The organism is Micromonospora sp. NPDC005174 (assembly GCF_040608495.1).
Lineage (GTDB): Bacteria > Actinomycetota > Actinomycetes > Mycobacteriales > Micromonosporaceae > Micromonospora.
On record NZ_JBEXIJ010000047.1, the window covers coordinates 14,633 to 40,320 of the forward strand.

Below are 25,688 nucleotides of genomic sequence, written 5' to 3' on the forward strand. Positions count from 1 at the left end.
CGACCCGATCACGGAGCGCAACCGGCTACTCGGCGTCGTCCTCGTCCTCGATGTCCTCGACGTCGTCGTCGGACGAGTCCGCGCCCACCTCGTCCGCCGAGCGCACCCGGCGGGCCTTGCGGGCTGCCAGCCGCTCCGCGGCCGAGGACCGGTTCGACTTGTCCTCCAGGCGTAGGTCGGTGCCCCGGTTGCCGGGCACGAACTCGACGCCCGCGTACAGCGTCGGCTGCCAGTCGAACTCGCGCGCACCGATCCGGACCAGGTCACCGGGCTCAGCGCCGGCCTTGGCGAGCTTGTCCTCCACGCCGAGCCGGGCCAGCCGGTCGGCGAGGTAACCAACCGCCTCGTCGTTGTCGAAGTTCGTCTGCTTGACCCACCGCTCCGGGCTTACACCGCGCACCGTGAACGAGCCGTCGGCCTCGGCGGTGATGGTGAAGCCGGCGTCGTCCACGGCCATCGGACGGATCACGATCCGGGTCGGCTCGGCCGGCGGGGCCGCCTTACGCTCCGCCTCGACCAGCTCGGCCATGGCGTACGTCAGCTCCTTGAGCCCCTCCCGGGTGGCCGCGGAGACCTCGAACACCCGGTAACCGCGCTCCTCGAGGTCCGGGCGGACGATCTCGGCGAGGTCCCGGCCGTCCGGCACGTCGACCTTGTTGACGGCCACCAGCCGTGGGCGGTCGGTCAGGCCGCCGTACTGGCTCAGCTCGGCCTCGATGGCGTCGATGTCGGCGACCGGGTCACGGCCGGGCTCCAGCGTGGCCGAGTCGATGACGTGCACCAGCACCGCGCAGCGCTCGATGTGCCGCAGGAACTCCAGGCCCAGGCCCTTGCCGGTGGCCGCGCCCGGGATCAGGCCCGGCACGTCGGCGACGGTGAAGGTGTGGTTGTCCATCCGGACCACACCGAGGTTGGGCACGAGAGTGGTGAACGGGTAGTCGGCGATCTTCGGCTTCGCGGCGGAGATCACCGAGATCAGCGACGACTTACCCGCCGACGGGAAGCCCACCAGGCCCACGTCGGCGACGCTCTTCAGCTCCAGCACGATGTCCAGCTGGTCGCCGGGCTCGCCCAACTCGGCGAAGCCCGGAGCCTTGCGCTTGGCGTTGGCCAACGACGCGTTGCCGCGCCCGCCGCGCCCGCCGCGGGCCACCTCGAAGGTGGTGCCCGCGCCGACCATGTCGGCGAGCACGGTGCCGTCGGTGGTCTGGACCACGGTGCCGTTGGGCACCTTCAGCACCAGGTTGTGGCCGTTGGCCCCGTCCCGGTTCGACCCGGCGCCGCCCTTGCCGTTGTCGGCCTTGACGTGCGGGTGGAAGTGGAAGTCGAGCAGCGTGGTCACCTGCGGGTCGACGACCAGCGACACGCTGCCGCCGTGCCCGCCGTTGCCACCGTCCGGCCCGCCGAAGGGCTTGAACTTCTCGCGGTGGATGGAGACACAACCGTGCCCACCATCACCGGCCTGCAGATGCAGGACGACCCGGTCAACGAACGTCGCCACGGCGTCAATCCTTCCAGCGAGGGTCGACCCCGCACTTCGAAAAAGCGAAGCGGGCCGGGACCCGGAGGTCCGCGGCCCGCCCAGCGAAGAGAACTACTGCTGCGGAACGATGCTGACGGTCTTGCGACCGCGCTTGGTGCCGAACAGGACCGCACCGGCCGACAGCGCGAACAGCGTGTCGTCGCCGCCACGGCCGACCAGGTCACCGGGGTGGAACTTGGTGCCACGCTGCCGGATGAGGATCTCACCGGCGCTGACGACCTGACCACCGAAGCGCTTCACGCCGAGTCGCTGGGCCGCGGAATCGCGACCGTTACGCGAGCTGGACGCACCCTTTTTGTGAGCCATTGGAGGACGACCTACTTCCCGCTGGAGATGCCGGTCACCTTGACCTGGGTCAACGGCTGGCGGTGACCCTGGCGCTTGTGGTAGCCGGTCTTGTTCTTGAACTTGTGGATCCGGATCTTCGGGCCCTTGGTGTGCGCGGCGATCTCGCCGGACACCGCGACCTCGGCAAGCTTCGCCGCGTCGGTCACCAGGTCGTCACCGTCGACGAGGAGCACCGCGGTGAGCTTCACCGCGTCACCGGGAGCACCGGTGAGCTTCTCGACCTCGATCACGTCGCCCTCGGCGACCTTGTACTGCTTGCCGCCGGTCTTGACGATCGCGTACATCGGAGGCGGACTCCCTGTCGTTGAGGCTGCTGGCGGTCGTCCCCGCGGCGGCTCGCCGGGTAGCAGTGCACGGCGGCGCGGGCACGCGGGAACTCGGCACACGAAAGGTGGGCCGCAGGCAAGAGTACGCCATTGCCGGCGTGGACCCCAAACCGGCCCGCCCTGGTCAACCGGCGCAGAGCTGATCGAGGCGCTGTTGGAGCCGGTCCAGCTCGGTCTCGTCGATCGACTCGACGTCGACGCCGAGCGCGGCGACCTCCGTGCCGAGGTCACTGAGAAGCGTCTTGAGCTGCGCGTCGGCCGCCCGTGTCCCCTGCTCTCGCAGCGCGGCCCGCCAGCCGGCCAGAGCCGCCTGTGCCCCGTCGCGGGCCGCGCTGGCCGTGACGGTGTCGCCCGCGCCCACCGCCGCGAGCATGCGGCCCACCTCCGCCACGTACTCCCGGACGGCGGTGGCGCCGGCCCGCTGCGCCTCCGCGCAGACCTGGGCGTCGCCGCCCAGCACAGCGCCACCCACCGGAGTACCGGTCGATCCTCCGGACCCCGCGGCCGACGCCGACGGGTCGGAGCCGCCGGTCACGCCGACCGGGCCCGCGTCACCGGGCCGGCCGTCCGAGCAGCCCCCTGCGGCGACGAGCACGGCCACCAGCAGGGTACGAGCGAGCAGGCGACGCATCTTCTTCTCCTGACCGGGGCCGACCACTACCGGGTCGGGGGTGACCGGAGCGGCGAGGTCCCTCCCCCGACACATTGCCGGAAAAGGGACCTCGTCAAACACCAGGCCGGTCAGCCGTCAGAGACGGCGGGCCGATCAGCCGTCAGAGACGGCGGGCCGATCAGCCGTCAGGGGCGGGTCCGCCGACGGGTGCCACCCCGGCGGGAGCGGCGACGTCCGGCACCACCCTCGGTGGCCTCCTCGTCGCCGTCGGCGTCGACGTCGGCGAGAGCGTCCGGGTCGTCCGCTGCGGCCAGTCGGACCGACTCACCCCGCTGACTGTCGGACACCGCCGGAGCGGCCTCCGTCTCCGTCTCGTAGCGGGACAGGTCGTACCCCATGGTGTCCTGGTAGTCGGCGTCCGGTTCGGCGCGGGTGTCGGTGTCAACGACCTCGACCACCGCGCGCTCGGCCGGGGCGCTCTTGCGCGCCCGGCGACGGGAGGACGGCGTGCCGTTCTCCCCAGCCGGCGCGGCCGGCGCGGCCGGCGCGGCCGGCGCGGCCGGAGCCGACGACGCCACCGCCTTGACCTTCTCCGCGGCCCCGCCGTTGCGCGGCTTTTCCGATACCGGCTCGGTGTGCATGATGACGCCCCGGCCCTTGCAGCACTCGCAGGTCTCGCTGAACGCCTCCAGCAGGCCCGCGCCGATCCGCTTACGGGTCATCTGCACCAGACCGAGTGACGTGATCTCGGTCACCTGGTGCTTGGTGCGGTCCCGACCCAGGCACTCGGTGAGTCGACGCAGCACCAGCTCCCGGTTCGACTCGAGCACCATGTCGATGAAGTCGATCACCACGATACCGCCGATGTCCCGCAGCCGGAGCTGGCGGACGATCTCCTCCGCCGCCTCCAGGTTGTTGCGGGTGACCGTCTCCTCCAGGTTGCCGCCGGAGCCGATGTACTTGCCGGTGTTCACGTCGACGACCGTCATGGCCTCGGTCTTGTCGATCACCAGCGAGCCACCGGAAGGCAGGAACACCTTGCGGTCCAGGCCCTTGATGATCTGCTCGTCGATCCGGTACTCGGCGAACACGTCGTTCGTGCCGACGTGCCGACGAACGCGGTCGACCAGGTCCGGGGAGACGTGCGACAGGTACGACTCGACCATGCCGTACGACTGCTCGCCCTCGATCACGAGCTCGCGGAAGTCCTCGTTGAACAGGTCTCGGACCACCCGGATGACCAGGTCGGGCTCCTCGTAGAGCAGCACCGGAGCGCCGCCCTCGGCGGCCTTGGCCTGGATGTCCTCCCACTGCGCCTGCAACCGCTTGACGTCGCGGGCCAGCTCGTCCTCGCTGGCGCCCTCGGCGGCCGTACGGACGATCACGCCCGCGCCGTCCGGGACCAGCTTCTTGAGCACGTCGCGGAGCCGCTTGCGCTCGATGTCCGGCAGCTTCCGGCTGATACCGGACGCGTTGCCGTTGGGCACGTAGACCAGGTGCCGACCGGAGAGAGCGATGTGACTGGTGAGTCGCGCGCCCTTGTGCCCGATCGGGTCCTTGGTGACCTGGACCAGGACCGAGTCACCGGAGCGCAGCGCCTGTTCGATCGAGCGGGCACGCCCCTCCAGCCCGGAGGTGTCCCAGTTGACCTCGCCGGCGTAGAGCACCGCGTTGCGGCCCCGGCCGACGTCGACGAACGCCGCCTCCATGCTGGGCAGCACGTTCTGCACCTTGCCCAGGTAGACGTTGCCGGCCATGGTGCCCGAGGAGTTGCGGGTGACGTAGTGCTCGACCAGCACGCCGTCCTCCAGGACCGCGATCTGGGTGCGGTCGCCGCGCTGCCGGACCGCCATCACCCGGTCCACCGCCTCCCGGCGGGCCAGGAACTCCGACTCGCTGAGGATCGGCGGGCGCGTACGCCGCTGCTCCCGGCCGTCCCGCCGACGCTGACGCTTGGCCTCCAGCCGGGTCGAGCCCGACACACCCTGGACCTCGTCGACGGTCTTGCGGGGCTCGCGGATCTTGACGACGGTCGGCACGCCGTCGTCGGCGGCACCCTCGGTGTCACCCGCACCCCGGCGGCGACGGCGACGGCGACGACGGGTCATCCCGTCCCCGCCCTCGGACTCCTCGTCCTCGTCACCCTCGGCCTCGGCGGTCTCTTCCTCCTCGGCCTGCGCCGCCTCGTCGGACTCCTCGTCCTCGGCGTCGTCGGCACCGCCCTTGCCCCGGCCACGGCCACGGCGACCCCGGCGGCGGCGACGGCGTGCGGCGGCGCTGTCCTCGTCGTCCTCGTCCGCCTCGGTGGCCTCCTCGACCTCCTCGGTCGGCTCCTCCTCGGCCTCGATGACCTCGACCGGCTCCACCGGCTCCGCGTCACGGCGAGCGCGCCGACGTCGACGGGACGGCTCGGCCTCGACGACCGGTTCCTCGGCGATCGGAGTGGGCTCCACCGGACCGACCACCGGCACGGCGTCCGGCTGCGGCGCCATGAACAGCACGGTGGGCGCGGAGAGCGCGGCGCGCCGGCGGCGGGTCTTCGGCGGCGCGGCCTCGACGACCTCGGCGGGCTCGACCGGCTCGTCGACGACGTTGGCCACGGCGACACCGGGCTCCACGTCGCCGAACGCCTGCTCGGTGGTCGGGCCGGTCGGGGTCTGCTCCTCGTCCAGCTCGGCTTCCGCCTCGCGCAGGTCGGACTCGGCCGGCGTCTCGGCGGCAGGCTCGTCGGCCGGGGCGGGCTCAGGCTCGGTGACGGCGGCGGGCTCGGGCTCCGCCGACGCGGCGGGCTCGGTGACGGCGGTGGGCTCGGGCTCGGTGACGGCGGGCGTCGCCTTCTTGCGCCGGGTGCGGGTCACCTTGACCGGCGGGACGACCTCGGGCGAGGCCAGCTCGGCGCTGGCCGCGACCAGCGGCTCCTCGGCGGTCGTCTCGACGGGAGCGGCCTTGCGACGGCGTCGGGGAGCCTTCGGGGCGACGTCCAGGTCGCCGGAGATCGGGGCGAAGACCTCCGCCTGCGGCGACTCGACGGCGCCGACTCCACCGGTGGACGCCTCGACGGGCGCCTCGGCCTGCTCCGGCTGGTTGAGCGGTGCGGCCCGTCGCCGGGTGGCCCGCGCCCGTCGCGGCGGCGCTGCGGGCTCGACGCTCTCGGCAGCGGGCTGTTCCGCGCCCGCCGCCGAAGGAGTGCCGGCGGTGCCGTCGGTGGTGCTGCTCTGCTCAGCGGTGTCGCCGGCCGGCTGCGAACCGGTCCGTTCGCCGCCCTCGGGCTCGTTCTCGAGCATGGACGTTCTCCAGTTCTGGCTGCCCCGGGCGCGGGTGAGCGCTGCCACGCAGGGTCGCCGCAAAAGTGTTTCCGCCGGACGCGCGTGGTGCGCGACCGCCGAAGTCTGCCGACAAGAGCCCTGACCGTCGGTCAGTGCCCAACGATGGCTGCCCCGTCGCGGTCCGCATCCAACGGATCCACGATCGCTCCCTGCGCGGTCAGCGTGCCCTGAGCCAGCCGGGTCACCCTCGGCGAGACCGGCGGCTCCAGGTCGGCCACCACGCGGAGGCCGGAAAGGACGTCATCGGGCCGTACGGACGGGGTGACCTGCCGCACGACCAGTTCGAGTATCGCACACGGTACGGCCGGCACCCCGGAAGGTGCCGGCGTCGGGGCCAGGACATCGATGGACATGACGGCCGCGCGGGCGTCGAAAGTCCGTCGCCCCTGCTTGGTCATCCGCTCGACCAGAACCTCGTCGGCGGCGGTGAAGGCGTCCACGGCCGCCCGCAGCGTCGTCGCGTCGACCTCGGGCAGCTCGATGCGCCAGTGCGAGGCCTCGATGCGGTCGGCCAGACTGCCACCTTCGGCGATCACCACCTCCAGCACGTCCAGCCCCGGCGAGAGCGCCGCGTCGAGCGCGGCGCGCAGCGCCTCCGGTTCGACCGCCGCCTGGAGGCCGATCTCCAGGTACTCCGCCTCGCTCGCCACCCCGGTAGGAGCGGCGCTGGCGTAGGAGATCTTCGGGTGCGGGGTGAAGCCCTGGGAGAAGGCGATCGGAACGGCGGCACGGCGCAGCGCGCGCTCGAAGGCCCGGGCGAAGTCCCGGTGCGAGGTGAACCGCAGCGGGCCGCGCTTGGCGTACCGGATGCGGGCGCGCTGCACGACCGGCGCCTGCCCACCCTCCGGCTGGTTTCTCTTACTGATCGTCTCGCTCCTCGAAACTCAGCACCGCCCCCCGGGGTCGGGTCAGGAGGCGGGGGTCTTCAGGGGGGTGATCGGCGTCAGGGGCAGAAGTTTCTTGCCGGTCGGGCCGATCTGGATCTCCGTGTCCATCGAGGGGCACACGCCGCAGTCGAAGCACGGCGTCCACCGGCAGTCGTCCTGCTCGAACTCGCTGAGCGAATCCTGCCAGTCCTGCCAGAGCCAGTCCTTGTCGAGGCCCGAGTCCAGGTGGTCCCAGGGCAGTACCTCCAGCCCGTCGCGCTGCCGGGTGGTGTACCAGTCGAGGTCCACCCCGAACGCGGGCAGCGTCTCGGCCGCCGCGTCCACCCAGCGCTGGTACGAGAAGTGCTCGCTCCAGCCGTCGAACCGGCCGCCGTTCTCCCAGACCTTGCGGATCACCGAGCCGACCCGACGGTCACCCCGGGAGAGCAGGCCCTCGATCAGCGACGGCTCTCCGTCGTGGTAGCGGTAGCCGATCGCCCGGCCCAGCGAACGGTCGCTGTTGATGGCCTGCTTGAGGATCTTGAGTCGGTGGTCGATGACCTCCGGACGCTCCATGGCGGCCCACTGGAACGGGGTGTGCGGCTTCGGCACGAACCCGCCGATCGAGACCGTGCAGCGGATGTCCTTGGAGCCCGTGGCCGCCCGACCAGCCTTGATCACCTCATGGGCCATCTGGGCGATCTCGAGGACGTCGTCGTCGGTCTCGGTGGGCAGGCCGCACATGAAGTAGAGCTTCACCTGCCGCCAGCCGTTGCTGTACGCGGTGACGACCGTCCGGATCAGGTCTTCCTTCGACACCATCTTGTTGATGACCTTGCGGATCCGCTCCGACCCGCCCTCCGGGGCGAAGGTCAGGCCGGTACGCCGCCCGTTGCGGGACAGCTCCTGGGCGAGGTCGATGTTGAAGGCGTCCACCCGGGTCGACGGCAGCGACAGCGAAACGTTGGTGCCCTCGTACTGCTGGGCGAGGCCCGAGCACATGTCGCCGATCTCGGAGTGGTCCGCCGAGGAGAGCGACAGCAGGCCCACCTCGGAGAAGCCGGAGAACTCCAGGCCCTCGCGCACCATCTGCCCGACGGTGGTGATCGACCGCTCCCGCACCGGACGGGTGATCATGCCGGCCTGGCAGAAGCGGCAGCCCCGGGTGCAGCCCCGGAAGATCTCGACCGCGTACCGCTCGTGGACCGTCTCGGCCAGCGGCACGAGGGGCTTCTTCGGGTACGGCCAGGCGTCCAGGTCCATCGTCGTGCGCTTGTGCACCCGGAACGGCACGTCTGCCCGGTTCGGCACGACCCGCTGGATCCGCCCGTCGGGGAGGTAGTCCACGTCGTAGAAGCGCGGCACGTAGACGCTCTCGGTACGGGCCAGCCGCAGCAGCAGCTCGTCGCGGCCACCCGGAGAGCCCTCGGCCTTCCACTCCCGGACGATCGCGGTGATCTCCAGGACGGCCTCCTCGCCGTCGCCGAGCACCGCGGCGTCGATGAAGTCCGCGATCGGCTCCGGGTTGAACGCGGCGTGCCCGCCGGCCACGATCACCGGGTCTGCGTCGGTGCGGTCGGCGGCCAGCAGCGGAATGCCGGCCAGGTCGATCGCCGTGAGCATGTTGGTGTAGCCGAGTTCGGTGGAGAAGGAGATGCCGAACACGTCGAACCCGCGCACCGGCCGGTGCGCGTCGACGGTGAACTGCGGCACGCCGTGCGTGCGCATCAGGCTCTCCAGGTCGGGCCAGACGGCGTACGTCCGCTCGGCGAGGGTGTCGGGCAGCTCGTTGAGAACCTCGTAGAGAATCTGCACACCCTGGTTGGGCAGGCCCACCTCGTACGCGTCGGGATACATCAGCGCCCAGCGCACCGTCGCGGCGTGCCAGTCCTTGACCACCGCGCCCAGCTCACCGCCGACGTACTGGATCGGCTTGGAGATCTGCGGGAGCAACGGCTCGAGCCGGGGCCAGACCGACGGCTCCAGGTCGCGGCCCGGCGTCGGACGCGACGAACCGGAGTCGTCGCTCGAATTGGTCGCGGCCGCGCGCGGCGTCATGGACGGGGCACTCATGATGCCCAAGGGTACGCGTCCGCCCGGCGGTGACCGCGCGCACGGCACGATGCGGCCCGGTCGGTGACCCTGGTCCGACGCCGTCGCCCCGGTGCCCGGGCGGCGGTGGTGGCGGCACGGTACTAACCTCGGACCGGCGCGAGAGGAGATTGCCGCGATGCCGGAGCCCCAGCCGGGAGCACGGCCGGACGACGGGCGCACCCCGGGCCCCGAACCGGACGACGCCTCGGCGGTCGCCGACGAGTCGACCTCCCCACCCGTACCACCGGACCAGCCCGCCGCCCCCGACCAGCCGGCACCCCCGGCCGACCCCACCGCGGCGACCCCGCCGGAGCCCGGCACCACGCCGGACCCGACCAGGCCGGAGCCCGACGTCACGCCGGATCCGACCAAGGTGGAGTCCCACGCGACGCCTGAGCCGACGGCCCAGGAGCCCACGCCCGAGCCCGAGGCCAAGTCCGCGCCCGAGGCCAAGTCCGAGGCCAAGCCCGAGCCCGAGCCCACGGCGCAGGAGCGCGCGGGCGACAGCCCCGACTCCCCCGCCGCGCCGCCCGCGCCCCGGTGGAGTGGGTCCGCACCGGTGCCGCCCCCGCTGCCGCGCCGTCGCGCCTGGGGCGAGTCGGCCGAGCCGACCCCACCGCCGCCCCTGCCCGAGCAGGCGCCCGAGCATCGCGCCCCTGTCGATCCGTGGGCCGGGGTGGACACCGGCGGCTGGGACCTGCCCTCCGCCGAACTGCCTCCGCTGCCGCCGACGCTGGACTACCCGGTCCCGCCGGTCACCCGGCAGTGGTCCGTGCCGCCCGTGCCGCCGGTCGGGACGCACCCGGTGTCACCGCCACCGGCCCACCAGCCGCCGCACGTCTATCAACCGCCGCACGCCCACCAACCGCCGACCGCCCACCAACCGCCGACCGCCTACCCGCCGCCGCAGGCCCGACCCGCCCCGGCGGCTCGACCCACCGCCGCCCGACCCGCCGCGCCGGTCCGCCCGGCACCGCCGGCCCGGGTGCCGAAGCAGCGCCGGGCCCGGCGGTCGGCCACGCCGCCGCCGGGCTGGGAGGCCCCCGAGGGGTACGCGCCCCCTCCGGCACGCCGACGGCGTCGCTGGCCCTGGCTGCTGTTGCTGAGCCTGGCCTGCTGCTGCGGGTGCCCCGCCTACTACGGTCTGCCGGTCTCGTCCCAGTACCCGGCCCGCGCCGCGCTGCCCGAGCAGGTCGCCGATCTGAGCCTGCGTCAGGACGACGGCAGCGCCGAGACGGCAAAGCAGTTGGAGAGCGAGGTTCGCCAGGAGCACTGGCTGGCCGAGGACACCTTCGCGGGCGTCTACGCGACGGCGGACGGCAAGCGGGTGACGGTCTTCGGCGGCACCGGCTTCCGACTGACTCCCGAGGCGGACGCGGACGAGGAGATCACCCGACTCGGTGACCGCTACGCGCTGGAGGCGCCCGAGACGGTGCAGACCGGTGTACGGGGTCGCTACGAGCGCTGCGCGGTCGGCCGGCCCACCGGCGGCGACGTGGTGGTGTGCACCTCGGTCGACCACGGCAGCATCGCCACCGGGGTGTTCACCCGGCTCTCCCTCTCCGACAGCGCGACGCTGCTGGACACCCTGCGCACGCAGATCGTCCAGCCCAAGCAAGGCTGAACCGCGTCCGTGACGCTGCGTGAGGTCACCCGGACGGCCTGCGCCGGAGAGCCGTATACCTGTGAGTCATAAATATGTCTCACAGGTATACCTCCGTCCAACGCGACTGCCTCCCGCGAAACGCGTCGCGCCCCGCGTGCAGAGGGGCCGCGGGTCAGGCGTCGCCGGCCGGATCGGTGTCGGCGCGCTTCGGGGCGTAGCGCGGGACGTACTCCTGGCCGGTGAGCTTCTGGATCTCGCTCATCACCTCGTCGGTCATCTGCCGCAGCGAGGCGCGGTCGTCCGGGCGGCCGGTGAAGTCCAGCGGCTTGCCGAACTTGACGGTGATCTTGGCGGTGCCGGGGCGGGGCACCCGGGCGCCGATCGGCTGCGCCTTGTCCGTGCCGACCGTGCCCACCGGGATGATCGGCACGCCGGCGGCGATCGCCAGCCGGGCCGCACCGGTGCGTCCCCGGTAGAGCTTGCCGTCCGGGGAGCGGGTGCCCTCGGGGTAGACCACCACCAGGTCACCACCCCGCAGTGCCGGGATGGCGGCGTCGAACGCGGACAACGCGGCACGACCACCGGCCCGCTCCACCGGGATCGCGCCCAGACCGGTGAGGACGAACTTGGAGAACGCGCCCTTCGCGCCGGTGCCCGTGAAGTACTCCGACTTGGCCCAGAACGCCAGGTGCCGGGGCACCACCGTGCCCAGGAACAGCTCGTCAGCCACCGAGAGGTGATTGCCCGCGAAGATAGCGCCGCCGGTCTCCGGCACGTGTTCCAGACCCTCCACGGCCGGGCGGAACGCCAACCGCAGCGCGGGCGCCACGGTGAGCTTGCCGATGGTGTAGAGCAGGGGCACTGGTCCTCCGGCAGACGAGGTGCGAACAGGCGGTGTCACGGTAGCGGACGCCTCCACACCTCGCAGACACCAGGTGTGGAGGCGTTCGCGTCCGTGCCCTACGACCGACGGACGGTGACCGTCACCCGCTCGCCCTCGCCCACCTCACCGGCGAAACCGTCGAGGCCCTCGGCGAAGTCGACCGAGTCGGCCAGCACCTCACCCGACACGAACTCCATGTACGCGGCCACCGCGGCGCGTACCTCCTCGGACGCCGACACCGACACCACGATCCGGTCCGACACGTCCAGGGCGGCGTCGCGGCGGGCCTGCTGCACCACCCGCACCACGTCGCGCGCCAGGCCCTCGGCGGCCAACTCCGGGGTGACCTCGGTGTCGAGCACCACCACGCCCTCGCCGCCGGGCAGCGGCGCCGAGTGCTCGGCGTCGGCCGCCACGAGACGTAGCTCGTACTCGCCCTCGGCCAGGGTGATGCCGGCCGCCACCGGGGCGCCGTCGACCAACTCCCACTCGCCCGCCTTGACCGCCTTGATCACCTGCTGGACCTGCTTGCCGACGCGCGGACCGAGCGCCCGCGGCACCACGGTCAAGACCTGCTCGCAGTACGCGGACAGCTCGGCGCTGAACTCCACCGCCTTCACGTTGACCTCGTCGGCGATCAGGTCGGCGAACGGACGTAACTGCTCCGCCGCCGGCGAGGCCACCGTCAACGTCGACAGCGGCAGCCGTACGCGCAGCCCCTTGGCCTTGCGCAGGGACAGCGCCGCCGAGGCGACCGCCCGGACGTTGTCCATCGCCGCCACCAGGTCGTGGTCGGCCGGGAACTCGCTCGCCTCCGGCCAGTCGGTCAGGTGCACCGAGCGCTCCCCGGTCAGCCCACGCCAGATCTCCTCCGCGGTCAGCGGCGCGAGCGGCGCCACCACCCGGCAGAGCGTCTCCAGCACGGTCGACAGCGTGTCGAAGGCGTTCGCGTCACCGGACCAGAACCGGTCCCGCGAGCGGCGCACGTACCAGTTGGTCAGCGCGTCCAGGTAGGACCGCACGGTGGCGCACGCGCCCGAGATGTCGTACGCGTCCATCTGCGCGGAGGCCGTCGACACCAGCTCGTTCGTCTTCGCCAGGATGTACCGGTCGAGCAGGGTGCCCGCGGCGTCGCCGCCGCCGGTCGGCTCAGCGTCGGTCCTCCGCTTGGCCCGGTAGCCGTCGGCGTTGGCGTAGAGCGAGAAGAAGTACCAGACGTTCCACAGCGGCAGCAGCACCTGTCGCACGGCGTCGCGGATCAACGTCTCGGTGACCGCCATGTCCCCGCCCCGCAACACCGGCGAGGACATCAGCATCCAGCGCATCGCGTCCGAGCCGTACGCGTCGAAGACGTGGTAGACGTCCGGATAGTTGCGCAGGCTCTTGGACATCTTGCGCCCGTCCGAGCCGAGCAGGATGCCGTGGCTCAGGCAGTTGCGGAACGCCGGCCGGTCGAACAACGCGGTGGCCAGCACGTGCATCGTGTAGAACCAGCCGCGGGTCTGCCCGATGTACTCGACGATGAAGTCACCCGGGTAGTGGTGCTCGAACCAGTCCGCGTTCTCGAACGGGTAGTGCACCTGGGCGAACGGCATCGACCCGGACTCGAACCAGCAGTCCAACACCTCCGGCACCCGGCGCATCATCGACTGACCGGTCGGGTCGTCCGGGTTGGGGCGGACCAGGTCGTCCACCTCGGGCCGGTGCAGGTCGGTCAGGCGTACGCCGAAGTCCCGCTCGATGTCGGCGAGCGAGCCGTAGACGTCCAGGCGCGGGTAGTTCGGGTCGTCGGACTTCCACACCGGGATCGGCGAGCCCCAGAACCGGTTCCGGCTGATCGACCAGTCCCGCGCGTTCGCCAGCCACTTGCCGAACGAGCCGTCCTTGATGTGGCCGGGCGTCCAGTTGATCTCCTGGTTCAGCTCGACCATCCGGTCCCGGAACTTCGTCACGGCGACGAACCACGACGACACCGCCTTGTAGACCAGCGGGGTGTCGCAGCGCCAGCAGTGCGGGTACGAGTGGGTGTAAGTGTCCTGCCGCAGCACCACCCCCCGATCCTTCAGCTCCCGGATCACCGGCTTGTTGACGTCGAAGACCTGCTCACCCTGGTACGGCGGCACCAGCGCGGTGAACCGCGTGTGGTCGTCCACGGTGACGATGGTGGGGATGCCGGCCGCGTTGCAGACGTTCTGGTCGTCCTCACCGAACGCCGGGGCGAGGTGCACGATCCCGGTGCCGTCCTCGGTGGTGACGAACTCCGCGCCCAGCACCTGGTACGCGTTCTCGCCGGCCTGCTCGACGAGGAAGTCGAACAGCGGGGTGTAGCGGCGTCCGACCAGGTCCCGGCCGTACACCGTGCCGACCTGCTCGTACCCGTCCAGCTCCTTGGCGTACGCGGCCACCCGCGCCGCGCCCACCACGAACCGTTCCCCGTCGCGTTCCAGCACCGCGTACTCGATGTCCGGCCCGACGGCGAGCGCCAGGTTCGACGGCAGGGTCCACGGCGTGGTCGTCCAGACGCCCAGCTTGACCGGCCCGCGCACCAGCTCCGGGGCGGACTCGTCGGCGGTCAGCCCGAACCACACGGTAAGCGTCGGGTCGTGCCGGTCCCGGTAGACGTCGTCCATCCGGGTCTCGGTGTTCGACAGCGGCGTCTCGCAGCGCCAGCAGTACGCCAGCACCCGGAAACCCTCGTAGATCAGACCCTTGTCGTGCAGGGTCTTGAAGGCCCACATGACGCTTTCCATGTAGTCCAGGTCGAGGGTCTTGTAGTCGTTGGTGAAGTCGACCCAGCGGGCCTGGCGGTTGATGTACCGCTCCCAGTCCTGGGTGAACTCCAGCACCGACGTGCGGCACGCCTCGTTGAACCGGGCCACGCCCAGGTCGATGATCTCCGCCTTGCTGGTGATGCCGAGCTGCTTCTCGGCCACCACCTCGGCGGGCAGACCGTGGCAGTCCCAGCCGAAGCGCCGCTCGACGTGCCGCCCGCGCATCGTCTGGTAGCGCGGCACCACGTCCTTGACGTACCCGGTGAACAGGTGGCCGTAGTGCGGCAGGCCGTTGGCGAACGGCGGACCGTCGTAGAAGACGTACTCGTTCGTGCCGTCGTCGCCGGCCGGGCGGGCCTCGATGCTGGCCTCAAAGGTCTTGTCGGCCGTCCAGTGCTCCAGCACCCGGCGCTCGACCGCGGGCAGGTCCGGGCTCGCCGGGACACCGGCGGCGGTCGGGTCGTGCAACGGATAGGCCATCGGGGGTCGCTCTCCTCATGCAGCTCACGCAACGTGGGTCTGCGAGGACGAACCTTCCGGGGTACGCCGACGACGGCGCTCCCGGGTGGTCCGCGGTACCACCCCGCTTGGCGGTCAGGATCGACCGCCCGCTCATTGGCCGGCTGTGACGGGCCGCACCCGTCCGGTTCTACTGGGCCGGTTACCCGGCTGTTCTTCCGGAGGCTCACCGGTGATAGCCGGTTCGTCGCCATACGAAGCACAACGATACAAGACCAACCCCCCACCCCGCCCCCGACTAAACCCCACCCCGTCGATCATGAAGTTATTGCCGTCCGGGTCGGCGTGTCATGGCAACAACTTCATGATCAACCGAAGGGGACCGAGGGGGTTAGGGGGTTGGGAGGGCCCCGGATTCGCCGTCGATCTGGACCTCGCCGAAGTGCTGGAAGCCCTCCGCCGGGGAGGTGTTCGCGCTCGGTGGGGCGTGCACGAAGACCGCCTGCGGACCGAACGTGCCGTCGAGGGCGTTCGGGCCGAACGCGCCGGCGTGCGCCGGCCCGGAGACGAACTCCCAGAACGGCGTGAAGTCGCCGACCGCCGCACGGGAGGGGTCGTAGTGGTGCGCGGCGGAATAGTGCACGTCGGCCGTGAGGAAGACCATGCCGGTGACCCCGGCCCGATGGGTGGCCCGCAGCACCTCGGCGAACTCCAGCTCACGCCCGGCCGGCGCGCCCGGGTCGCCCTGACCGCGGTCGGCGGTCCGGGTGACGGGCGCCGGATCGCCTGTTGTCCGAAGGGCGCGAACGGGCTACCAGCGCGGCTTGACCCCGGTGACCGGCTCGCGCAGACTTCGCCGGTGCGTCCGCTCAACCACGACGAGTTCCAGGCCATGCGTCGATTCCCCGCGCTGGACGGCCTGCGGGCCGTGGCGGCCGTCATGGTCTTCGCCTTCCACTTCGGCGGCCCGTCCTGGGCCTGGTTGACGGGCTGGATCGGCGTACACCTGTTCTTCGTGCTCTCCGGTTTCCTCATCACGACGCTGCTGTTGCGGGAGGAGCACCGCTACGGGCGGGTCTCGCTGCGCGCGTTCTACCTGCGGCGGTTCTTCCGGATCATGCCGGTGTACCTGCTCGTGCTCCTGCTGACCTGGGCGCTGGCCCGGCTCAACGGCACTGCCGACGCGGTCGAACGCGCACTGGCGTACTACCTGCTCCTGCTCAACGACTTCCTGCCGGCCAACGCCCCGTACCTGCACTCCTGGACGATCGGGATCGAGCAGAAGTTCTACCTGCTCTGGCCGGCGATCGCCTTCGTGCTGGTGACCGGCACCTTCCGTCGCCGGCTCGCCGTCACCCTCGGGCTCCTCGTGCTCCTCGTCGCGCTGATCCCGCCGGAGATCGCCTGGCTGAGCTGGCCCATCCACTACGTGGCGATCCTGCTCGGTTGCCTGACCGCCGTGCTGATGCACCACCCGCGCGGCTTCGCCCTCCTCCGGCCGCTGACCCACCCGGTCACCGCCAGCGTGGTGATCGTGGCCTTCGCCGCCGTGCAGGTGGCCGTGCGGTACTGGCCGGTCCGCCTCGGCCAGGAGGCGCTCATCGGCAGCTACGCGGCGGCCGCCGCGCTGCTGCTGCCGGCTCTGCTGTCGCGCAGCGTCCCGGCCCGTGTGCTGGGGCTGCGGCCGCTGGTGTTCGTGGGCGAACGGTCGTACTCGATGTACCTGGTCCAGTCCATCGCGGCGCACGCGGCGGTCGGGCTGCTGCCCGCGCTGGGGCGGCACAGCACCGTTATCTTCGTGGGCGCCGTCGTGGTGGCGTTGGTCCTCGCGGACGTGCTCTACCGCTGGGTCGAGCTACCGATGATCAAGGTGGGCCGCGACCTGGCGGCACGAGTGTCCCGACCCGCACCCCGCGACCAGGACCGCCTTCCCGGCGACGTCGACGGTCTCGTCCGGATCCCGCGCCCCCGCGAGGTGCTCCCGGACACCGTCCCCGCGACCCGCGGTTGACCCAGCCGAGTGACCGGGCTCATAGCCCCGGTTGTCACAGCGCGGCCGGATCGGACCGTCGTAGCGGTGTCGAACCGATCAAGGAGGTTGCTGTGCAACGGATGAAGCTTTTCGAGGTCGCGCCGCAGGGATACCAGGCCGTGTCGGGCCTGGAGAAGTACGTCCAGGCGAACGTCGACCACACCGTGCTGGAGCTGGTCAAGCTGCGGGCGTCGATGCTCAACGGCTGCGCGTACTGCGTGGACATGCACAGCCGCGACGCCCTCGCCGCCGGCGAGTCGAGCCGGCGGCTGTTCGCGGTGGCCGCCTGGCGGGAGGCGCCGTCGTTGTTCGACGAGCGGGAGCAAGCCGCGCTGGCGCTCACCGACGCGGTGACCCGGCTCGGCGAGCACGGCGTGTCGGACGAGGTGTGGGACGCCGCCGCGAAGGTCTGGTCGGAGAAGGAGTTGGCCGACCTGGTCCTCGCGATCGCCACAATCAACGTGTGGAATCGCATCGCCGTGACGACGCACACGGAGCCCCCGGCACAGGTGTGACGACCGAGGCGGCAGAGGCGGCCGGTGCGCTCCAGGCGCACCGGCCGATGCTGCTCGGGCTCGCCTACCGGCTGCTCGGCAGCCGGCACGACGCGGAGGACGTGCTCCAGGAGGCGTACCTGCGCTGGCTGGGCGTGGACCGCTCGACGGTGGCCGAGCCGCGCCGCTACCTGTCCCGGGTGGTGACCCGGCTCGCGTTGGACCGGCTGCGGTCCCGGCAGGCGGCCCGCGAGACGTACGTCGGACCGTGGCTCCCCGAACCGGTGCCGACCGAGCCCTCGCCGTTCGGCCCGCTGGACCGCGTGGAGCTGCGGGACTCGCTGTCCACCGCGCTGCTGCACGTGTTGGAACGGCTCACGCCCCCGGAGCGCGCCGTGTACGTCCTGCGCACCGCGTTCGACATGCCGTACGCCGAGATCGCGGAGATCCTGGACCGGACCCCGCAGGACTGTCGGCAGTTGCACCACCGGGCGACCACACGCGTACACCAGGACGACCGCCGTTTCACGGCCAGCCGGTCGGAACGTGAACGGTTGCTGGAGGCGTTCCTCGCCGCCGCCCGCGACGGCGACCTGGCGACGCTCACCCGTCTGGTGGCCGCGGACGTCACGGCGTGGAACGACGGTGGAGGTCGAGTGCGTTCCGCGCGCAACCCGGTGCGCGGTGCGGACCGGGTCGCCCGGTTCTACGCCGGGATCTACGGCCCACGCCGCGAGTGGACGGCGCGGCGGGTCGAGTTGAACGGCGAACCCGCCATCCTGCTCACCCGCGGCGACGGCGGCCGCTACACGATGACCGTCACCGCCGCCGCCGGTCGGATCACCGGGATCTACGTGGTGGGCAACCCGGAGAAGCTACCGCCGGTCGACTGAACCCGACGCGGTCAGCCCAGCTCGGGGAACCAGAGCGCGATCTCGCGCTTGGCGCTGTCCGGCGAGTCGGAGGCGTGCACCAGGTTCTCCCGGTTGGACAGCGACAGGTCACCGCGGATGGTGCCGGCGGCGGCCTTGCGGCCGTCGGTCGCGCCGACCAACCCACGGACCACGTCGATGACCTGGTCGCCGGAGAGGACCAGGGCGACCAGCGGGCCACCGGTCATGAAGTCCTTCAACGGGGGATAGAACGCCTTGTCGACGTGCTCGGCGTAGTGCGCGTCCGCGAGCGCGGCGTCCATCGTCCGGTGCACCATCGCGTCGATCCGCAGCCCCTTGCGCTCGAAGCGGGAGAGGACCTCGCCGACCAGACCGCGGCGGACCGCGTCGGGCTTGATCAGCACGAGGCTGCGCTCTTCCGGGCTGTTGCTGGACACGCTGGGTTCCTCCTGTACGCGCAGAACGCTCGGGGTCGGTACGGTCAGCGTAGCGACCCGGTCCCGGCGCCGGCGCGGCGGCCGGTCTTTCCACCGGTGGCCGATCCGGCCTAGCCTGGCCCTGACCCCCGGGAGGTCCACTGTGGCGAATGGCGGGAACCGGCCCATCGCGCCGGTACGCAAGCTGGTCGGCACGGTGCTCGGCACCGTGGCCACCTTCGTCGTCCTCTTCGGGCTGGGCATGACCAGCTGGGCCATCGTCGCCCTCGGTGTCGCCCTGCTGGTGCTGGCGATCGCACTGGCCACGGTGAAGGGCGGCGGGCGCACCTGGGTCGTCGGCGTGGCGCACGTGCACAGCGCCTCCGAGCCACCCACCCAGTACGCGTTCGGCCGGTGCGAGCTGCAACTCGTCATCGACGCGCCCGGCCTGCCACCCCGATCCAAGAAGATCATCGAGCCGCGGGTGCCGGTCTCCAAGTGGCCGTCGCTGGGCCAGACCCTGCCCATCCGGGTCGCTCTCGACGACCAGCGGCACATCAAGGTCCTCTGGGACGAGGTGCCCACCCACGCCGAGACCGCCGCGGCCGTCGCGGACCTCCCGCCCGAGTTCGGCGACATCGACCCCGTGGACGAGGTGCTGATCGAGCAGGACGCCCCGCCGTGGGCGGACCGCGCGCCGGACGACGACTTCCGCGATCCGCGCGGCGGCGACCCGTTCGGCGACCCGCGCGGCCCCGATCCGTTCCGCGATCCGCGCGGCGGCGACCCGTTCCGCGACCCGCGCGGCCCCGATCCCCTGCGCGACGACCGGGCCCCCGACGAGCGCGAGCCGGTGGTGGTGAGCCAGGCCCCCGGCGGCCCGGTGGTCCTCGAAGGCGTCGTCGTCGAGCAGCAGACCGGCGCCGGACTGCCTCGGCGGGCCACTCCCGCACCCCGCCCGGCGGCCGAGGAGCACTTCGACCAGCCCGGCGCCGACCCTGTCGACACGGGCCACGACCGCGTCGGCGAGCCCGGCGTCGACCACGTCGCCGCGGCGGCGGGGGCCCGGACCGCAGCCACCTCGGACCGTCCCGACCGGGCCACCGAGACCCCGCCGGCGCAGCGGACCGGTCCGGCCGCCGCGGATCCGCTGGACCCGCTGGACCTGCCACTGGACGAGCCGACCCCGGCCGGAGCGGCCCGCGAGACCGTCACGGCCGAGTCCCTGGACGAGGCGATCTTCGGGTACGACGGGGCGTCGGCGACCGACCCGGCCGGCCCGATCAGCGGCGTCGGCCTGACCCTGCTGGTCACCGACCTGTCCCGGTCGCTCGGCTTCTACCGCGACATGCTCGGCTTCACCGAGGTCGACCAGGGCACCGGCAACGCGGTGCTCGCCTTCGGCACGACCCGGCTGGTGCTGCGCGAGGTCACCGGTGCGGCACCGATCAGCCGCCGGCTCGTGCACGTCAACCTCGAGGTGGACGACATCGAGGCGGCGTACAGGCGGCTGCGCGACTCCGGCGTCCGCTTCACGTACGCCCCGAGGGTCGTCAACCGGGGCAGCAAGCTGGAGGTGTGGGCGGCGGCCTTCCGGGACCCGGACGGCCACGGCATCGCCCTGACCCAGTGGCGCGAACGCGCCGACGCCTGACCCGGCCGGATCACTCAACCGGGTCGGGCGTCAGCCGAGGATGACCCGGCGGACGTGCAGCGCGTACGCCCAGACCAGCGCGAAGATGATGCCCAACACCAGCAGCGACCAGTGCAGCAGCCCGGCCAGGATCAGCAGGCCCTGCAGCACGGTGCCGGCGTGCCACGCCCAGGGGCGGCGCATCAACCCGGCGAGCAGGATGGCGGCCACCGCCAGGGCCACCACCACGGCGATCGCGGCGCCGCCGAGGTCACCGCCGACCACCCGGATCGGCTGGATGGCCAGCAGCAGTACCAGCGCCTCCAGGCCGAGCGTGCCGGCGCCGAGGCCCCGGGCGGCGCCCTGCGGGTTACGCAGCCCGGAGCGCCGCACCTGTCCGGCCTCCGACTCCCCCACGGGCGATCCGGGCGTACCCGCTTCGTCGCGCGACGGGCCCGCCTCGCTGTGCGACGGACCTGCCTCGCCGTGCGACGGGCCGGTCGGGTCGTCGGTGGCGCGCGGGTCGCGCTCGGGGCCGGTCATCGCTTCAGGAGCCGGCGGGCGTCAGCCACGGTGACCACCGAACCCGTGACCAGGACACCGACTCCGCTCAGCTCACCGGGGACGTCCTCCTCGGCCAGCGCGACCGCCAGCTCGATCGCGTCCGGCACCTCCTCGGCCACCTCGACGCGCTCCTCGCCGAAGATCTCGACGGCGAGCGCGGCGAGCTCCTTCGTCGGCATCGCCCGTGGCGAGCTGTTGCGGGTGACCACCACGACGTCGGCCACCGGCTCCAGCAGCTCCAACAGGCTGCTCGCGTCCTTGTCGGCGAGGACGCCGACCAGCGCCACCAGCTTGCTGAACGCGAACTCCTCCTGGAGAGCGGTCACGGTCGCCGCCATGCCGTGCGGGTTGTGCGCGCCGTCCAGCAGGACGGTCGGGGCATTGCGGACCCGCTCCAGCCGACCCGGGGAGCTGGCCGCGGCGAACCCCTCCCGGACGGCTTCGACGTCGAGCTGCCGGCGGGCCCCCGCCCCGAGGAACGCCTCCACGGCGGCGAGCGCCACCGCCGCGTTCTGCGCCTGGTGCGCGCCGTGCAGCGGGATGAACACGTCGTCGTAGACGCCACCGAGACCCTGCAGTCTGAGCACCTGGCCGCCGACGGCGACCGCCCGGCTCAGGACGCCGAACTCGGCACCCTCACGGGCGATGGTGGCACCCACCTCGGAGCAGCGTTCGAGGAGGGGACGCGTGGCCTCCTCCTCCTGAGCCGCGGAGATCACGGTGGCGCCGGGGTGGATGATGCCGGCCTTGGCCAGCGCGATGTCCTGGAGCGTGTCGCCGAGCCACTCGGTGTGGTCGAGGCCGATCGGGGTGATCACGCAAACCCCGGCCTGGATGACGTTCGTGGCGTCCTCGGCGCCGCCGAGTCCCACCTCGACGACCGCGATGTCGACGGGCGCGTCGGCGAACGTGGCGAACGCCAGCGCGGTCGTCATGTCGAAGTACGTCAGGGGCTCGTCGGACCGAGCGTCCACCAGCTCCGCCAGCGGCTTGATCTCCCCGTAGACCGCGGCGAACCGTTCCTCGCTCACCGGCTCGCCGTCCAGGCTGATCCGCTCCCGGACGGTCTCCAGGTGCGGACTCGTGTACCGGCCGGTGTGCAGGCCGAAGGCCCGCAGCAGAGAGTCGATCATCCGCGCGGTGGAGGTCTTGCCGTTGGTGCCCGTCAGGTGGATCGACGGGTAGGCCCGCTGCGGACTACCGAGCAGGTCGAGCAGCGACTCGATGCGGTCCAGCTCGAACACCATGCGGGTGAAACCGCGGGCGTTCAGCTCGGCTTCGGCGGCGGCGAAATCGGTACGGTCGGTCACGAGGTGAGCGTCTCCAGAGCAGCGTCGATCCGGACCAGGTCGGCCTCGGCGGTGGCGAGTCGGTCGCGGATCTTCGCGACGACCGGCTCGGGGGCCTTGCCGACGAAGGCCGGGTTGTCGAGCTTCGCCCGGGCCTGCGCGACCTCCTTCTCGGCGGCCGCGCGGTCCTTGGTCAGCCGGGCCCGCTCGGCGGCCACGTCGATCGACCCCCGGGTGTCCAACGCGACACCTACCGCGCCGGGCATGGCCAGCGTCGCGCTGGCCTGGAAGTCGTCACCGGCGGGGTCCAGGCGGACCAGCGACCGGATCAGCGGCTCGTGCGAAGCGATACCCGCGCCGGACAGTCCGTCCAGGCGCGCCGCCACCCGCTGCGTCGGGCGCAGCCCCTGGTCGGAACGGAACCGGCGGATCTCGGTGACGACCCGCTGCACGCCGACCAGCTCGGCCTCGGCGGCGTCGTCGACAAGCGACCGGTCGGCCACCGGCCAGGCGGCAGCCTGCACCGTCTCGCCGCCGGTCAACGCGAGCCACAGCTCCTCGGTGACGAACGGGATGACCGGGTGCAGCAGCCGCAGCAGCTGGTCGAGCACGTGCCCGAGCACCCGACGGCTGGCCTCCGCGCGCTCACCGCCCTCGGCGAGCACCGGCTTGCTCAGCTCGACGTACCAGTCGCAGACGTCGTCCCAGGCGAAGTGGTAGAGCAGGTCGCACACCTTGGCGAACTCGTACGCCTCGAACTGCTCGTCGACCTCGGCGGTGACGTGCGACAGCCGGGACAGGATCCAGCGGTCGACGGTGGAGAGCTGTTCGACGGGCGGCAGCTCACCGGTGGTGTGCGCGCCGTTCATCAACGCGAACCGGGTGACGTTCCACAACTTGTTGCAGAAGTTACGCGAGCCCTGGCACCACTCCTCGCTGACCGGCACGTCCTGGCCGGGGTTCGCGCCCCGGGCCAGGGTGAACCGGGTGGCGTCGGCGCCGTACCTGTCGATCCAGTCCAGCGGGTCGACCACGTTGCCGAACGACTTCGACATCTTCTTGCCGAACTGGTCGCGCACCATGCCGTGCAGCGCGACCACGTCGAAGGGCGGCCGGCCGTCCATCGCGTAGAGGCCGAACATCATCATCCGGGCGACCCAGAAGAACAGGATGTCGTAACCGGTGACCAGCACGCTGGTCGGGTAGAACTTCGCCAGGTCCGGGGTCTCTGCCGGCCAGCCGAGGGTGGAGAACGGCCACAGGCCGCTGGAGAACCAGGTGTCCAGGACGTCCTCGTCCTGGTGCCAGCCCTCACCGGTCGGCGGCGTCTCGTCGGGGCCGACGCACACGATCTCGCCCGCCGGGCCGTACCAGACCGGGATGCGGTGCCCCCACCACAGCTGGCGGGAGATGCACCAGTCGTGCATGTTGTCGACCCAGGCAAAGTAGCGCTTGGCCAGCTCGGCCGGCTCGATGCGGACCCGACCGTCGCGCACCGCGTCACCGGCGGCCTGCGCGAGCGGGGCGGTGTTGACGAACCACTGCAACGACAGCCGCGGCTCGACCGTGGTCTTGCAGCGCGAACAGTGCCCCACCGCGTGCACGTACGGGCGCTTCTCGGCGACGATCCGGCCCTGCTCGCGCAGCGCGGCCACGATCGCGGGCCGCGCCTCGAACCGGTCCAGCCCCTCGAACGGGCCGGGCACGGTGATCACGCCACGCTCGTCCATGACGGTCAGCGCGGGCAGGTCGTGCCGCTGGCCGATCTCGAAGTCGTTCGGGTCGTGGGCGGGCGTCACCTTGACCATGCCGGTGCCGAAGGACGGGTCGACGTGCGCGTCGGCGACGATCGGGATTCGCCGGCCGGTGAGCGGCAGCTCCACCTCGGTGCCGATCAGGTGCTGGTAGCGCTCGTCGTCGGGGTGCACCGCCACGGCGGTGTCGCCCAGCATCGTCTCGGCCCGGGTGGTGGCCACCACGACCTCGTCGCTGTAGCGGATGGAGATCAGCTCACCGTCGTCGTCGGTGTGCTCCACCTCGATGTCGGAGAGCGCGGTCAGACAGCGCGGACACCAGTTGATGATGCGGTTGGCCCGGTAGATGAGGCCGTCGTCGAAGAGCTTCTTGAAGATCGTCTGGACGGCACGGGTGAGGCCGGCGTCCATGGTGAAGCGCTCGCGGTCCCAGTCGACGGAGTCGCCGAGGCGGCGCATCTGGCCGAGGATCGCGCCACCGGACTCGGCTTTCCACTGCCAGACCCGCTCGACGAACTTCTCCCGGCCGAGGTCGTGCCGGGACAGGCCCTCGGCGGCGAGCTGGCGCTCCACCAGGTTCTGGGTGGCGATGCCGGCGTGGTCCATGCCGGGCAGCCACAGGGCCTCGAAGCCCTGCATCCGCTTACGCCGCGTCAACGCGTCCATGAGCGTGTGCTCGAACGCGTGGCCCATGTGCAGGGAGCCGGTGACGTTCGGCGGCGGGATGACGATGGTGAAGGGGGGCTTGTCGCTGTCGGCGGAGGCCCGGAAGTGCCCAGCGGCTACCCACTGCTCGTACCGTCGCTGCTCTACCTCGCCGGGCTGGTACTGGCCGGCAAGGGTCGGGGCGTCGGGGCGTCGGGCATCCAGTCTCTCGGTCACCTGACAAGTCTACGGAGGGCTTCCGCAGACCTGACGTGCGCCACCTCTCGTTCGCGTACGGTGTCGGCTATGTCCGACGCACATCTCACCGAGCGGTCGCTCGACCACAGCCGCGAGCCGGTCGAACTGACCGAGGAGCCGATTCAGCTGAGCACTCGGGACACCGGCGGCGACCCCGACGAGCGCTCCGGTGGCTGGTCCCGGCGTCGCAAGATCGGCTGGACGGTCGCGCTGGTGGTCGGTCTCGCGGGGGCGGGCGTGTTCGGGGTCGGCGGATGGCGTGTGGCACAGCAGAAGGACACCCGGCTCACCTCACCCGAGCAGGTGGCGGGGTTGACGCGGGACGACAGCGAGCGGGCCAAGAGCACGGCGGACTACCTGCGCAGCGGCCTGGCCGCCGACATCGACCTGGACCGTAGTTTCGGGACCGTCTACCGCGACCCGGCCGACGACAAGCGCTCGGTGCTGGTCTTCGGCGGCACCACCCTGCTGTGGCAGCCCGAGCGCGACTTGAACAGCCTCTTCGGCCTGATGTCCGACGAGACCGGCGCGGTGACCGGCCTACGGGACGTGCCCGCCGGCGACCTGGGCGGCGTCATGAGGTGCGGCAGCACCAGCGGTGAGGGTGGCGACTTCGCGGTGTGCGGCTGGGCCGATCACGGCAGCGTGGTGATGGCGATGTTCCCCGGCAGGTCGGTCACCGACGCCGGCTCCCTGCTGCGCGACCTCCGCGACGGCATGCAGACCCGGGACTGACCCAACCCCGACCCCGACAGCACCAGCCGCCACCCCCACCCCACCCCTCATGGTTGATCATGAAGTTATTGCCATTGCTGTCGGCGTGTCGCGGCAATAACTTCATGATCAACGGGGGATGGGGTTGGGCAGGTGGGGTG

The 25,688-nt window shown here is 71.7% G+C and carries 19 protein-coding genes and 1 pseudogene; 6 read left to right on the forward strand and 14 right to left on the reverse strand.

What is annotated here, in order from left to right:
* Positions 1-25 precede the first annotated feature (25 nt).
* The 7 genes from obgE to ABZU91_RS30945 form a co-directional block, all read right to left on the reverse strand.
* Positions 26-1,501, reverse strand: a complete 1,476-nt coding sequence (gene obgE / locus ABZU91_RS30915; RefSeq protein WP_355248230.1) for a GTPase ObgE — start codon at positions 1,499-1,501, stop codon at positions 26-28.
* Between the two features lie 93 nt (positions 1,502-1,594).
* Positions 1,595-1,849, reverse strand: coding sequence for a 50S ribosomal protein L27 (gene rpmA / locus ABZU91_RS30920; RefSeq protein ID WP_074313740.1), 255 nt, complete (start codon positions 1,847-1,849; stop codon positions 1,595-1,597).
* Positions 1,850-1,860: 11 nt separating this feature from the next.
* On the reverse strand, positions 1,861-2,175 hold the full coding sequence (rplU, locus tag ABZU91_RS30925; RefSeq protein WP_007464063.1) for a 50S ribosomal protein L21: 315 nt from the start codon (positions 2,173-2,175) through the stop codon (positions 1,861-1,863).
* Between the two features lie 166 nt (positions 2,176-2,341).
* Positions 2,342-2,848 (reverse strand): hypothetical protein, encoded by a 507-nt coding sequence (locus ABZU91_RS30930; RefSeq protein WP_355248233.1) that lies wholly within the window; start codon positions 2,846-2,848, stop codon positions 2,342-2,344.
* A gap of 167 nt (positions 2,849-3,015) precedes the next feature.
* Positions 3,016-6,114 (reverse strand): Rne/Rng family ribonuclease, encoded by a 3,099-nt coding sequence (locus ABZU91_RS30935; protein ID WP_355248236.1) that lies wholly within the window; start codon positions 6,112-6,114, stop codon positions 3,016-3,018.
* A gap of 131 nt (positions 6,115-6,245) precedes the next feature.
* The gene (locus ABZU91_RS30940; protein ID WP_355248239.1) at positions 6,246-6,980 is read right to left on the reverse strand and encodes a TIGR03936 family radical SAM-associated protein; all 735 of its coding nucleotides are present in this window, start codon (positions 6,978-6,980) and stop codon (positions 6,246-6,248) included.
* A gap of 84 nt (positions 6,981-7,064) precedes the next feature.
* Positions 7,065-9,095 carry a TIGR03960 family B12-binding radical SAM protein gene (locus tag ABZU91_RS30945; protein ID WP_355248242.1) on the reverse strand — a complete coding sequence of 677 codons (2,031 nt, stop codon included), beginning with the start codon at positions 9,093-9,095 and terminating at the stop codon, positions 7,065-7,067.
* 157 nt (positions 9,096-9,252) lie between these two features.
* Here ABZU91_RS30945 and ABZU91_RS30950 point away from each other — a divergent pair, with 157 nt between their 5' ends.
* Positions 9,253-10,740 (forward strand): hypothetical protein, encoded by a 1,488-nt coding sequence (locus ABZU91_RS30950; protein ID WP_355248245.1) that lies wholly within the window; start codon positions 9,253-9,255, stop codon positions 10,738-10,740.
* Between the two features lie 154 nt (positions 10,741-10,894).
* On the opposite strand, the gene ABZU91_RS30955 is transcribed toward ABZU91_RS30950, so the two are convergent.
* The 3 genes and pseudogenes from ABZU91_RS30955 to ABZU91_RS30965 all read right to left on the reverse strand — a co-directional run.
* The gene (locus ABZU91_RS30955; protein ID WP_355248248.1) at positions 10,895-11,584 is read right to left on the reverse strand and encodes a lysophospholipid acyltransferase family protein; all 690 of its coding nucleotides are present in this window, start codon (positions 11,582-11,584) and stop codon (positions 10,895-10,897) included.
* A 98-nt stretch (positions 11,585-11,682) separates the two neighbouring features.
* On the reverse strand, positions 11,683-14,856 hold the full coding sequence (ileS, locus tag ABZU91_RS30960; protein WP_355248251.1) for an isoleucine--tRNA ligase: 3,174 nt from the start codon (positions 14,854-14,856) through the stop codon (positions 11,683-11,685).
* 370 nt (positions 14,857-15,226) lie between these two features.
* Positions 15,227-15,583: pseudogene (locus ABZU91_RS30965) on the reverse strand (alkaline phosphatase D family protein); the annotation flags it as partial.
* 144 nt (positions 15,584-15,727) lie between these two features.
* Here ABZU91_RS30965 and ABZU91_RS30970 point away from each other — a divergent pair.
* The 3 genes from ABZU91_RS30970 (at position 15,728) to sigJ (ending at position 18,254) form a co-directional block, all read left to right on the forward strand.
* On the forward strand, positions 15,728-16,846 hold the full coding sequence (locus ABZU91_RS30970) for an acyltransferase (protein WP_355248274.1): 1,119 nt from the start codon (positions 15,728-15,730) through the stop codon (positions 16,844-16,846).
* Between the two features lie 92 nt (positions 16,847-16,938).
* The gene (locus tag ABZU91_RS30975) at positions 16,939-17,382 is read left to right on the forward strand and encodes a carboxymuconolactone decarboxylase family protein (protein WP_355248254.1); all 444 of its coding nucleotides are present in this window, start codon (positions 16,939-16,941) and stop codon (positions 17,380-17,382) included.
* A complete protein-coding gene (sigJ, locus tag ABZU91_RS30980; protein WP_355248256.1) occupies positions 17,379-18,254 on the forward strand; it encodes an RNA polymerase sigma factor SigJ in 876 nt (291 codons plus the stop codon). The genes ABZU91_RS30975 and sigJ overlap by 4 nt, the downstream gene beginning before the upstream one ends.
* Positions 18,255-18,265: 11 nt before the next feature.
* Here sigJ and ndk read toward each other — a convergent pair whose 3' ends face one another.
* Positions 18,266-18,691 carry a nucleoside-diphosphate kinase gene (gene ndk / locus ABZU91_RS30985; protein WP_355248259.1) on the reverse strand — a complete coding sequence of 142 codons (426 nt, stop codon included), beginning with the start codon at positions 18,689-18,691 and terminating at the stop codon, positions 18,266-18,268.
* 142 nt (positions 18,692-18,833) lie between these two features.
* On the opposite strand from ndk, the gene ABZU91_RS30990 reads away from it, so the two are divergent.
* A complete protein-coding gene (locus ABZU91_RS30990) occupies positions 18,834-20,324 on the forward strand; it encodes a VOC family protein (protein WP_355248261.1) in 1,491 nt (496 codons plus the stop codon).
* 30 nt (positions 20,325-20,354) lie between these two features.
* Here ABZU91_RS30990 and ABZU91_RS30995 read toward each other — a convergent pair whose 3' ends face one another.
* From ABZU91_RS30995 to ABZU91_RS31005, 3 genes are read right to left on the reverse strand one after another with little or no spacing between them, the layout of a single operon-like run.
* Positions 20,355-20,846 carry a DUF4233 domain-containing protein gene (locus ABZU91_RS30995; protein WP_355248264.1) on the reverse strand — a complete coding sequence of 164 codons (492 nt, stop codon included), beginning with the start codon at positions 20,844-20,846 and terminating at the stop codon, positions 20,355-20,357.
* Entirely contained in the window at positions 20,843-22,177 is a 1,335-nt protein-coding gene (locus tag ABZU91_RS31000; protein ID WP_355248266.1) for a folylpolyglutamate synthase/dihydrofolate synthase family protein, read from the reverse strand. Before ABZU91_RS31000 ends, ABZU91_RS30995 begins: the two co-directional genes overlap by 4 nt.
* Complete coding sequence (locus ABZU91_RS31005) at positions 22,174-24,792, reverse strand: valine--tRNA ligase (protein ID WP_355248269.1); 2,619 nt, start codon at positions 24,790-24,792, stop codon at positions 22,174-22,176. Before ABZU91_RS31005 ends, ABZU91_RS31000 begins: the two co-directional genes overlap by 4 nt.
* Positions 24,793-24,861: 69 nt before the next feature.
* On the opposite strand from ABZU91_RS31005, the gene ABZU91_RS31010 reads away from it, so the two are divergent.
* The gene (locus ABZU91_RS31010; protein ID WP_355248271.1) at positions 24,862-25,548 is read left to right on the forward strand and encodes a hypothetical protein; all 687 of its coding nucleotides are present in this window, start codon (positions 24,862-24,864) and stop codon (positions 25,546-25,548) included.
* The last annotated feature ends 140 nt before the right edge of the window (positions 25,549-25,688 follow it).